At 36.4% G+C, this 12,431-nt stretch carries 10 protein-coding genes; 1 reads left to right on the top strand and 9 read right to left on the bottom strand.

The features are described from left to right. Nucleotides 1-133: 133 nt before the first annotated feature. From FC81_RS00075 to FC81_RS00035, 9 genes are all read right to left on the bottom strand, one after another. Nucleotides 134-994, bottom strand: a complete 861-nt coding sequence (locus tag FC81_RS00075; RefSeq protein ID WP_057741665.1) for a hypothetical protein — start codon at nucleotides 992-994, stop codon at nucleotides 134-136. Between the two features lie 253 nt (nucleotides 995-1,247). Beyond that, the gene (locus FC81_RS00070) at nucleotides 1,248-2,078 is read right to left on the bottom strand and encodes a YitT family protein (RefSeq protein ID WP_268871893.1); all 831 of its coding nucleotides are present in this window, start codon (nucleotides 2,076-2,078) and stop codon (nucleotides 1,248-1,250) included. 356 nt (nucleotides 2,079-2,434) lie between these two features. Then, the gene (locus tag FC81_RS00065) at nucleotides 2,435-3,997 is read right to left on the bottom strand and encodes a glycoside hydrolase family 31 protein (protein WP_057741659.1); all 1,563 of its coding nucleotides are present in this window, start codon (nucleotides 3,995-3,997) and stop codon (nucleotides 2,435-2,437) included. 1 nt (nucleotide 3,998) lies between these two features. Beyond that, the gene (locus FC81_RS00060; protein ID WP_057741656.1) at nucleotides 3,999-5,240 is read right to left on the bottom strand and encodes an MFS transporter; all 1,242 of its coding nucleotides are present in this window, start codon (nucleotides 5,238-5,240) and stop codon (nucleotides 3,999-4,001) included. Between the two features lie 113 nt (nucleotides 5,241-5,353). After that, on the bottom strand, nucleotides 5,354-5,677 hold the full coding sequence (locus FC81_RS00055; protein ID WP_057741654.1) for a PTS sugar transporter subunit IIA: 324 nt from the start codon (nucleotides 5,675-5,677) through the stop codon (nucleotides 5,354-5,356). A 50-nt stretch (nucleotides 5,678-5,727) separates the two neighbouring features. Further along, on the bottom strand, nucleotides 5,728-7,116 hold the full coding sequence (locus FC81_RS00050) for a glycoside hydrolase family 1 protein (protein WP_057741651.1): 1,389 nt from the start codon (nucleotides 7,114-7,116) through the stop codon (nucleotides 5,728-5,730). Between the two features lie 6 nt (nucleotides 7,117-7,122). Next, nucleotides 7,123-8,430 carry a PTS sugar transporter subunit IIC gene (locus FC81_RS00045; RefSeq protein ID WP_057741648.1) on the bottom strand — a complete coding sequence of 436 codons (1,308 nt, stop codon included), beginning with the start codon at nucleotides 8,428-8,430 and terminating at the stop codon, nucleotides 7,123-7,125. 36 nt (nucleotides 8,431-8,466) lie between these two features. Further along, nucleotides 8,467-8,784 (bottom strand): PTS sugar transporter subunit IIB, encoded by a 318-nt coding sequence (locus tag FC81_RS00040; protein WP_057741645.1) that lies wholly within the window; start codon nucleotides 8,782-8,784, stop codon nucleotides 8,467-8,469. 387 nt (nucleotides 8,785-9,171) lie between these two features. Next, a complete protein-coding gene (locus tag FC81_RS00035; protein WP_057741642.1) occupies nucleotides 9,172-11,076 on the bottom strand; it encodes a BglG family transcription antiterminator in 1,905 nt (634 codons plus the stop codon). Nucleotides 11,077-11,385: 309 nt separating this feature from the next. Between FC81_RS00035 and FC81_RS00030 the strand changes: the two genes are divergently transcribed. After that, nucleotides 11,386-12,360: an asparaginase gene (locus tag FC81_RS00030; protein WP_057741637.1), complete on the top strand. Its 975-nt coding sequence runs from the start codon at nucleotides 11,386-11,388 to the stop codon at nucleotides 12,358-12,360. The last annotated feature ends 71 nt before the right edge of the window (nucleotides 12,361-12,431 follow it).

The raw sequence follows: 12,431 nt of genomic DNA, 5'->3' as shown, positions 1-12,431 counted from the left end.
ATTTTTATTGATCCTATGGTAAACAACTAGATGGCAAATGAAAAAAACAACTGTGCAAAAAGAAAAGAATACGCTGATTACAACGGCTAATACAAAGAAAAAATCTGTTAAGCTCACTTTATTTACCTCAATTCTACTGATACTCTACAACTATTTTTGTCTCTAACTGTCTTTTTAAATTATTGGTCAAGTCCGTAAAGTTTTTAAATTTCTTTACATTTCGATAATTAACAGTCTGGTAAGCGTACTTATATTGCAAATTATGCTCCACCCCTTGATCCTGATACTTTATCTTACCTATGCTTTTTCTGACTGCTCGACTAATACTCTCTTCCAACGCTTCTTCCAGTTTAGAAGAAAAAATCAGAAAGCTGCCTGAACCTATGTAACAGATAACCTCATCTGGTAAGCGCTGGGCTTTTAAAACATCAGCTATCTCCTTTAAGACTCTTTTGTATTCAGTATAGTTAAGTTGACGGTACTGATTATTATGTGCCCAATTAATACATGTCACTCCTACTGTTAATTCCTTACTACCCAATTTATTGATGAAATTAACATATCGTTCATAGAAGCGAGCAGCGTTATCTTTGTTCTTTAGCTTAGTTATAGAGTTAACATGGGTAGTATAATTGATAATATTACTTTTATTTGAAAGCGCAGATTCACGTACTCCGCCCAATGCTTTGACAAGTACTCCTAATCCCCCTAAGAATGGCATTGTACAGACCAAAATAAGTCTCTCAATAAGTGGTAAATATACAATTCCTACCATCATAGTAAATATTCCTGCCATTATCGCTAGAATAATAAACCACGTTAGCAAAACATCCGGTAAAACGAAGACGCTCACGAGGCCTAACAAGCTCAGAATTGAAACAGCACCAAAAATATCCGTGAACATCGTTTGGGTTAAATACAACAATAAAGTCAAAACTGCAACCAATAGCATTATTCCATATTCATATTTAAAAAAACCAAATAACTTACGCATTTAATTCTCCTTACACTTAAAATTTTAAAAAAACTCTCCTTAATAAACCTTATATTATCCGTATTTTTAAACACTTTTCTAATATTGTCAAATAAACTTCAGCACTACTCATTATAGTCCGAGTATATATGTGTAACTTTTGAGACTTAAATTAATAAAAAAAACCAGGTGAAGCGATAAGGATTTCCGCTTCACCTCGTCTATTAAATTACATTAGGTATATCAACAATAATTATTATAAAATTTGGGGATTTTAGAGTAAACGATAGAGATCATTAGCACGTACACTACGAACATTTTCTGTAATAATCAGTGCACTAGAATCGATTTCTTTGAGTAGTGGAATAATACGTGCCATTTCTCGTGGTGTACAGATAAAATAAATAATTGGTCGGTCTGTCTTACTATAAAATCCGGATGCTTGCACCACTGTAACTCCTTGCCCCAGATTATCAGAGATTGCTTGGGCAATATCGCTATATCGACTGGAAATGACCTGCAATACGCGTTTAGCACCAAAACGAGCAAGCATCATATTAGTGATTTTCGCGGAGATATATAATTCAAGTACCGTTAAAAGCATATTCTCAAAGCCGATAATAAAGATTGCTGGAATAGCTACTGCCAGATCAAAAAAAAGCGTTGCTGAACCAATAGAGATCCCAAAATATTTATTCAAAATCCTACCTAGTACTGTACTTCCCGCGATCGAACCACCTGCATTTAAAATTAAACCCATCGCAATCCCAGTCAAAACACCACCTAACATAGTTGGAATAAGTGTCTGATTAGTGTGATAAGTATAGACAACAGGTAATTTTAACCAGATTGACAGCCACACCACTGCCCACAACGAACGCAAAATTGTTTTACGGTCTAAAAACTTAAGTCCAACCAATAGCAACAAACCATTTAAGACGAAATTAGTCAGGTAAGTTGGAATTTTGAGTGTGTAGTAGGCAATCGTCGTCAAACCAGTAACTCCACCTTCTCCTAATCGTGTTGGTATCAAAAAGTAATTAATAGAGATTGCAAAAACTAACGACCCTAGCATAATATAAAATAAATCTCTGTAACGTGCTATAAGCTAACGCTCCCCTCGAAGATAGAGAATATATAAACCTAAAAGGATCAGTTCAAATATCAAACTGCAACCTAATCCTCTTGTGTATTCCATATAAAAGTATGTCATAAGTCAAGACTACCACTTACCCATTATTATGAATTCATTATTTTCATAATTTTAAGTTTCTACTTAAGTTTACTCGACTTAGTCACTTTCTTATAATATATCATACCCAGCTAATGTGCTTAATAGCGGGTCACCAAAGCTCTAATATTTTACCTTGGTATCTCAGGGTGGACAATCGTTTTTTTTACTATATCATCTATCAAAAGGAGTGCCTACATCGTTATCTTATTAAAATAATTCTGCATAAATTACTCTGTAATACGTTTATATGCAGGTAAAGATGCCAAGTTAACGGGAACCTTTTTAACTATCGGTCCTGTAATAATCTCCTTATTGTCACTAATTGCTTGCCATTTTCCAGCAGGAAAATAAATCTCTTTTTCTGATGCCCCTTTTTCTAATACCGGAGCTGCCAGTAGATCTTCTCCCAATTTAAACTGTGTTTTCAAAAATTTGATCGGAGTTTGGGGGTGATCATAACTCATGGGGCGTGTTATTGGTTCACCTTTTTCAGCCGCATATCGAGCTAATTGTAAAATATAATCTGCATATTCAATATGCAAATCAGCTGCAGCTTTACAAACTTTTAGATGTTCTTGATCTAATACTCGCCAAGGTGCAACGGAGAATTGCATCATAGCCATTAAAGCTGAGCATTGTGCAAAACGAACAATTAATTCCTGATCCAGTTCTTGCTTATCCCGAAAACTGAAGTAGTCACCTCCACCAATCATATCCGGACAATTAAAGTAATATCCTAGCAACCCTTGTGCTAGGGTATGCGGTATTAAATCTGCTAAACCATCTTTCCCCCATTCAAAAGCTTTGTCTTGAAGCCTATTGATCAAAGGCCAACCTTGATTTTGGTAATTCGAGCGAAACTCATTATATGGAAATTCGGCACCAAACTGCCCCCATAATTCAGTTTGCTGTTGGGCAGTTAATTTCATATATGAGATATCATCGTTCCGATAAAAGCGCTGGTCCCCAGCATCAAACTTAAAGCCATCGATATGATATTTATTCTGTAACTCAACTAAAGACTCTTTCAACCAGCTATATGCAGCTGGATTACTTAAATCAAGAATTGCACTATGCCCATTCCACCATTCTCTTATAGCGATTTTACCGTCTTTTTGACGCAATAACATATTACTCTCTGAAAGATAACGATATTCAACTGTGTCTGCTGTAATAAATGGGCACACCCAGAGCATTACTTTAAAACCCATGCTGTGTAACTGAGCAACCATTTGCTTAGGATCAGGAAACTTACGCTCTGAAAACTCCCACCGTCCACAATATTCTGCCCATGAATCATCAATAATCATAATTCCAGCAGGAAACTGGTGATCTAATATTCCTTGCGCGTACTTTAAAATGTCATTTTGATTTTGATTATATAAAACTTCAATCCAAGTGTTCCATTGTGGTACTTGAAAAAAAGCTTGCGGTGGTAATGTTCCTAGTGAAAAAGTCTGTTGCGCAAGAAAAGCCTGTGCATCCTTTAAATTCTGACCACTTTCATCCATATAAATCGTACTTTTAGCAATAACTTCTAGCTGATTACCCTTTACTGTTAAGTTAAAAGGTTGTTTACTCCAAACTACGCGACCCTTAGTTGATAAAAAAGCTGGTGCTGCCTGATTAACCGTATCAAGGTTAATTAAATCTAGTGAATAACCATCATTAGCAGTAAAAGGATACTTGCTTCCATCCATAACACAACCGCCATACCAATATTCTTCCTGTAAGATAGGAATCTTTATTCTTTCTTTAAGCTTAATTTTAATTTCCTTATATTGCATCATTTTAACGTTTCCTTTCTAAACACTGACCTTCTCCGTTGTCTCCATCCAAATCGTTTATAAGAGACCTCTTTTTCAAACCAGAAGTGAATCTACTAAGTTGATTTTTCAAAAATATTATTAGTAGATGGCCTCCTCCTAACAAAGTAAACATAATAATTGATAATTTAATTGCCTGCTCTGGTGAATCACCAAACAGCGTCTGTGCAAGGCGACCTGCAATCAATGGTGAGAGAAAAATTCCTAAGTTGACACCTACCAGTAAGATCGTAGTTGTCAGCCCATCAGAATTCGCGGGACTAAGTTCTGCTGCTTGACCATAAATGGCTGGGATAAGTAACGCAAAAAAGATTCCGGTCAAAATAACCCCTAATGCTAAACTAAATAATGAATAGCTTATCTTAATAACGATAAAGCCACTGCCCATTCCCAAAAGGCTTATTGGAATTAGATAACGGCGAAAGAGGCTAAATATCGGTGCGTAAACGAGACCGACCACAACTGATACAATTGAAATCGAACTTAAAATAGCTGCCGCTATACTGGTGTTCCCTAGTCCTTTGTGTACGATAAGTTGCGAAAGTTTAACTTGCATTATTGTGTAAAATGCATAGATGATCAGTAAATATATACCATATAAAACTACTTGCCAGTTGCACCTTTGTTTACCAACTACCTTCGAACTACGTTCAAAACCTTGACCATAAAGCAAAACAAGTATCAAGGGGATAACTGCTATCAGGTATACTGCAAAAACAAGTTTCCATTGAATAGTCAACAACCATCCAACAAGTAGTGAAAGTAGTGCCGCTCCAAAGTTTTGAACACTATTTTGATACCCTAACAATTGTGCTCGTTCTCCGCCACGATAAAATTCTGTAATCAAACTGATTGACAAAGCATTGAAAACACCTACTCCTACCCCAAAGCAAAAACGAGCACCTAAAATAACGAAATAATTACTTATTAGCAGTGGTAAGACACCGCAAAACAAGGTTAATAACAGTCCCCCTATAATTACCCTTTGACGGCCAAAGCGTTGGATAATAATTTCGCTCAGGGTAATCGCAAGCAATATTCCTAAGCTTGGAATCGTCATTAATGTTTCAACCTGAGCTGCAGAAAATCTAGTAAAATACTGCTTCATTTGTGGTAAGACTGGATAGATAACTTGCGCTGACATCAGCATTAATGCGATTGAAAGAATAGCACTTTTAAAACTTTTTTTACTGCGATCATTTTCCATGCTTACTTTTTTAACTCCTATATTTTTAATATTTAATTAAAAGGCGGCCACTTTGGGAAGTAAACACCATCGCAACCGCTCTTTTTAGGCTTCATTTTTTATTTCCTTGAAAACTATTTTCTAAACTCTTTATACATCTCTATCATTTCCACAACTAACTGATAAATTGTTTCTGTACTCATTAGCTGACTTTCTGCATGGACAAGTAATAATGATAATTTTACATGATCTCCTTCTGCTTCTTTTTGGACTAATGATGCATGTGTTTTATGTGCCTGTACATAGTAGCTATTTGCTTCTTTCAACTTTAAGTTCGCACTCTCATAGTCTTTCTCTTTCGCTGCATAGAATGCTTCCATCGCTAAACTCTTAGCAGTTCCGGCATTACTAATAATTTCAAAACATACCTGTTCATTTTCATCTACTTTCTCTCCCAAAACCCAACACTCCTTTCTATTATCTTCTTTCACTTAGCTAAACATATTTCTTAATCTGTAATTCCACCATTATTTTTAATAAGTTTTTGATACCAATAGAAGCTCTTCTTAGGAATTCTCCTTAAATCTTTTAAATCTGAATCACTTCGGTTAATAAAGATGAAACCATACCGCTTTCTAAAACCTTCGTGGGTACTAACTAAATCTAGCGCTGACCATGGACTATACCCCAATAACTCCACGCCATCCTCAATTGCTTCATGCATTGCTTGAACATGTTGACGATAGTAATCGATCCGGTCTTGATCATCAACTTCACCATTTTCATCTACTGTATCTTTTAAGCCTACGCCATTTTCAGTAACCATTAACGGCAAGCGATAGCGGTCATAAATTTCGCGTAATGTGATCCGCAGTCCTAATGGATCAATAGCAACACCAAATGGTGAAACATCAAAATTATTATTACCGACTTCGTAAAAGAAATCTTTTTCAGCTGTAAAATCGTCGCGCATTAACTTGCTTGCGACTGGTTCTAGTGCTGCAGTAGAAGAATTGTAATAATTAAAAGCAATGAAATCCGGTCGTCCAGCCTTTAAAATTTCCATATCACCATCTGCAATATCTGGAAGTGCATCCCTCTTTTTTAGATACGCATAAACAACTGGGTTAAAAGTCCCCTTTACTCCAGCATCAAGATACAGCCAGTTCCGCAGTGATCTCCAGTTGCTGGCGGCAAGATTATCTTCTGCTTTATCAGAAGCCGGATAAACACAAACAATATTTGGCGCTGGCGCAATTTTAGCGTGGGGCAGCATTTGGTGACATAAAATCATTGCTTCTGCTTGGGCTAACAACATGTGATGGTTTTGCTGATATGTCGCTTTCAAACCGTTTGTTGTAGCAGTTCCTAATAAGTCGCCATGCAGCACCATCATGTTTTGTTCATTAATTGTCAACCAGTACTTCACCCGATCACCATAAGCTTCAAACAGTACTTTAGCATAATTTTTAAAGTCCGTAACAATGGAGCGATTCGACCAGCCACCTTCTTGAGCTAAGTCTAGAGGTAAGTCGAAGTGGAACATCGTCACAATTGGTTCAATATCATATTTAAGTAGTTCATCAATCAGCTTACTGTAGAACTCAACCCCTTTTGGATTGACCTTGCCGCGACCTGCCGGGATTATTCGTGACCATGCAACCGAAAAGCGGTAAGACTTAAGTCCCATTTCAGCCATTAATTTAACATCATCCTTCATGTGATGATAAAAATCACTGGTAACTTTGAAATCAGTTGTATGCGGGGGCGGTGTCAAAACATCTTGGGTTGATTTGCCCTTTCCATCTTCGTTCCACGCACCTTCAACCTGATAAGCTGAGGTCGAAGCACCCCAGAGAAAATCTTTAGGAAATTCGTTGCTTTGCTGTTTAACCATAGTCAGTTAAGCCTCCTTAGCTTCTGCTTCTGCTTGTCCTTGTTCTTTTTGAAATTCAATATTATCCTGAACTTTGAAGAATGGATAATAGATCGCCATTGAAACAAATATCTGAACAACATTCAGAGCTGCTCCACGCCAACCACTAAGTAAGAACCCTGAAACAACTGGTGGCGTCGTCCACGGCAGCATCGTCCCATTAGCATAGGGGACGATCCCGGTTGCCATGGCAACATAAGTCATTAATGCCATCACGATAGGTGTGATTAAAAATGGAATTAACATAACCGGGTTTAACATAATCGGCATCCCAAAGATCAGTGGCTCATTAATCTGGAAAATTCCTGGCGCAAGAGCTAACCGTCCCAGTACTTTATATTGTTTTGATTTAGCAAAAAAGAAAAGTAAAATAGCTAGTCCCAAAGTTGCTCCAAAACCACCGATTTTCATAAAATTAGAGTAGAATTCATTTACGAATATATGTGGTAAGGGTTGTCCAGCGGCGTAAGCCTTTGCATTTTCAGCTGTTGCAGTAATCCAGATGGGAAACATCACATTACCAACAATTGAAGACCCATGAATACCAACACTCCAGAGTAAAACTTCAAAAACAGTTAATAAAAGAATTGCTGGTAATGAGCTACCTAAACTTTGAAGTGGAATCTGCAAGTAATGGTAGATCAAAGTCTGAACTGTATCAAAAGATGTCAATGTAAATACTGCACGAATTATATTAAAGATAATAATAACCATTAAGGTTGGGATCAAAGACGAAAATGAGGTCGCAACATTTGCTGGAACAGAATCGGGCATCTTAATTTTCCAACCGCGATTTTCAAAAAAGCGAACTATTTCAACAGCTAGAACAGCTGTAATCATCCCTACAAATAGCCCTTTAGAACTCAAATTTTCAGTTGGGATCCCAGTTAGACCACTTGCTCCTTTTAACGCAAGTTGTGGCGTTAGAACTAAAAAGCCGGCTAAGGCTGAAGTAATACATTCAATACTATTCAGTTTATAAGTCTTACCCAAACTACGTGCCATTGAAATAACAACGTATAATGTCATAATATTCATTGAAATATTAAATGGTACGTTGAAAAAATCACTCCATCCTTTGCCAAAAATGGAAGTCATAAATGCTGCATAACCTGTAATAGGAATATTAGCTAGTAAAGCAAAAAATGAACCGATAATCAATAATGACATTGCACCGAAGAAACCATCCTTAATCGCGTTAATATAACGATTAGAATTGATTTTCTCAACTAGTGGTCCCAAGAGACTCTCTAGTTTTTCAGTAAACTTATCCATAAATGTTCCTCCTTCTTAGGCTCAGTGTTACTTTAGTTACTTAAAATACCCTTGAATTTGTTCGAGTACTTTTTTAGCATCCATCATGCCATAACTAATTCGGTCAATTGAGTCAATTGGAATTCCAGTGTCTGCTACCTTACCTTGAATTTGTTTCTTCATAAATGCAATTTGTGGTCCTAAAAGAATAAGATCTAATTTTTGCTTTTCAAGTTCTTCATCTGTTTCTTGCGCTGCAATTGCGAATATATCTAAGTCCAACCCTTTTTCTTCCGCCAGTTTTTTAACCTTTGACGCTAACAAACTCGTACTCATACCACCGGAACAAATCAACATAACTTTTTTCATCTTCATACACTCCTGTCTGTTATAAATTATTAGTAACAACCAACAACTTAACTATAATAGGAAAGCGCTTTATCTTAAACTTGTTATTTTTCCGTTATATAACGGAAAAGGTTGTACCTAGTTAGAGGTGATAAAGTAAAAGTTAAGTTTTGATCACAGCTTCTTGTTGTGTGGGTACAAACATCTTCCACAAAGTTGGACCAGACTTGTGGCTCACTTCGAGCTACCTATAGCACTCACCATGTCTATCTTTAGGATCAAGACTCAAATTTTACCGACTTACATCATGCTTTCATTTTTATATCAAACTTGCCTTATCCAATTTAGTTTTTCCATTAACTTGATAATCCTACGATTAAGTACTCTATAATCATTCTCTCCCAACTCCTAATATTACTCACCCAGCAGCTTGATTACCTCACTCTTAGTGTTTGCCTTAACCACTTTCCTCACCAGTTCCTTATCTTCTAGAAAAGCCAAAAGCCGCTGGTACATCTGTTCTAAATTATTCTTTTCGCCTTTTTTTATATTCATGAGGCAAATAAATTGCACTTGATGTCCTGCTTTATCCCAGGTTAACGGCCGCTCTAAGGTGCAAATCGTCCAAAAAGTCTTTTTAGTAACCATATGCACTGGATGAGGGATAGCTGTTAAGTTTCCAAAGTACGTAGACGCAAAGGACTCCCTCTGCAATAATAAGTTCTCATAATCTTTTTCTACTAAATGCTGTGATATCAACTGGTTACTTAAAAAGTGCAGGACCTCTCTTTTATTACTAAACTTTTGCTGAATAAAAATATGCTTGCTGTCTAGAAAAGTATCTTTTATACCTGTTGCAGTTAAAACTAATTTTTTTATAGCGTATACATCCTGCTCATTCAAAAATTCGTCTAAAACATAAACCGGTACTGGTAGTTGTTCTTCAAGTGGGATAGTACTAATAATCAGATCAATTTTAGTTAGATCCTGTTTAAGTAATTGGTAGTAACTGATCGTTGAAATGATTTCTAAGCTCGATCCTAATAACCGCTCCAGTTTAATACTGATCAATTTTGCACTACCCAAGCCTGAAGTACAGACTACAAGGATCCTTTTCTTAAACTCCTCATGGCCTTTAACTTGTTGCTGCAATACAGATTCAATATGGATTGCAATATAGGCTGCTTCATCTTCATTAACAACTACCCCTGTCACTTCTTTAACGCATTGCCCAGCTATAACAGCTCCTTCAAAAGCTGCCCAGTATTTTTGCTTGATTTCACTTTTTAATGGGTTTCTAATACTCATTCCATAACGCAAACGATTTAAAGTAGTTCTTAAGTGCAATGTTAATGCCTGTTTAAAATCCTTATTATTTGAAAAATCCCAGCCAAATTTTAAATGCAGCTTTTCAATAATTACTTGCACCAGATGCTGTGCTTCTTTGAACTCACTCTTATTAAAAATATCGTCACCATAAATCAACTTAGTCCCCAACAGCTGCACAACAACATACTCTAATTCTGTATAAGGGAAAACTAAACAAGTATACGTCTCGATATGTTTAATTATTTCACTAGCTAGTTTCCGTTCAAATGAATATTTACCACTTAAATGTCCAGGTAGTACATCAATTAATTTTCCTTGTTTGATGCGCTCACATGCGATCGCAATATGCACAGCTAGATTTTCTAATGCTACATCTGAAAACGCCACATGATAAAATTCTGCTTGAGTTAGAATAATTTCCTTGATTTTTTTAAAAGATTCACGGTCAAATTGCCAATGACGATTTAATTGGTCAAAAGGCTGTGTATCCTGATAAACATATTTACTTAAACACAGCCTTTTATCATACTCTTTTCCATTGACTGCCATTCCATAATAAGGTCTATTCAGCAACTGTAACTTCTCTTGCAGCAGTATTGCTCTAACTTTTTTTAGGTCGTTTTGAATAGTTGACTTTGATACATACATTTCATCTGCAAGAACATCAAGTTTTAAGTACCCATCTGCTAATAATAGTTTTTTTAACAAATACGTAATCCGATTTTTCTGAACAGAAAAATCATAACTCATTATCGTCTCAGTATTTTGACTTAGTTTGTTTAGATATGCTGGTTCGTACTCCTGTAATTGGTACCCTTTTCCTCTAACAGAAGTTATCTTGAACGACGTTGGTGAAATGGTGTTCATCCGATGAATTTCATCACGCACAGTTCGACTACTAAGGTTAAGTTCTTTAGCGATCCACTCACTGGTAACAAACTGCTTACTACTTAGAGCTAATAATATTCGACGTTGGCGTCCGGAAATCATAATGTCATCTTCCCTTCTAAAAAAATCAAGAGCTTTTTAACTATTGTTAACATCATATTTTCTAAAATCTCTAAAAATCATTAATTTTATCTATATTATTCTATTAGATATTTCTTATAATAATACAATAAACCGATTTTAACATAAAATAGGTTTATTATGTCTTCGTTGATTTAGCTAAACTACTAATAACTGACTATTAAGTATGTTTCACAAATATTCTTTCTAAGCCTCGTCCAACCCTTTAAAAAAAACTGTATTCGGGTTATTATGAAGGGCAGTCCTATTATTTCCCGGAGGTTAGAAAATATGAAAACAATTTTGGCGATCCACACTGGTGGAACTATTTCAATGTCCCAAAATGAGAACGGCGAGGTCGTTCCTAACAATGAGAACCCTATTGCTAAAGAACAAATAATTTTAAAAGGACAAATTAATTTAATTACTGATAATCTTTTCAACCTGCCTTCCCCACATATCACACCCCAAGTCATGCTTACCCTTAAACAGAGAATTATGCTTGCTATTGACCAGGGGATTGATGGAGTAGTTATTACCCATGGAACAGATACCTTGGAAGAGACTGCATATTTTCTTGACTTGACACTTCCTAATACGATTCCAGTCGTCTTGACAGGAGCTATGCGTTCTTCGAATGAAGTAGGATCAGATGGACTATACAATTTTCAAAATGCTATTTCAATTGCTGCTTCCACTGAGTCTTACGGCAAAGGCGTTCTTGTCGCAATGAATGACGAAATTCATACTGCGCGTTTTGTTACTAAAACGCACACTACTAATGTAGATACATTCCGAACTCCTACCTTTGGTCCAATTGGGCTTGTTACCCAACACCAAGCTAAATATTTCCAAGAATTGATTCGAACTGAAGTTTGTGACATTGACCATGTTGTTGAAGGTGTTTATCTCTTAAAGGCTTACGCTGGCATGGACGGAACGCTCTTCTCAGCACTGGATAACGAAAAAACTCGTGGTCTGGTTATTGAGGGATTGGGCGCAGGAAATGTTCCTCCGCAAACATTAGCAGCTATTCAACGACTGCTTGACCTTAACATCCCCATTGTTTTGGTCTCACGCTGTTACAATGGTGTTGCACAAAAGATTTACGACTATACTGGCGGTGGCATTCAGCTTGAAAAAATGGGTTTAATTCTTTGTCAAGGATTAAATGGTCAAAAGGCTCGTATCAAGCTGCTCGTTGCTCTCAGCAATCATAAAACAGGTACCGAGCTACGTCGCTTTGTCAGCAATGCCGTTTCCTAAGTTCTATCCTGTTCATTTTTAGGTTCTACAATATCTGTTGTTGGTAATAGATTTCTCTATTACTAATGACA

Origin of the sequence: Liquorilactobacillus capillatus DSM 19910 (assembly GCF_001434915.1) — a bacterium.
GTDB classification, from domain to species: domain Bacteria; phylum Bacillota; class Bacilli; order Lactobacillales; family Lactobacillaceae; genus Liquorilactobacillus; species Liquorilactobacillus capillatus.
Note: the sequence above shows the minus strand (reverse complement) of the source record. Positions and strands in the feature narration are given on the sequence as shown.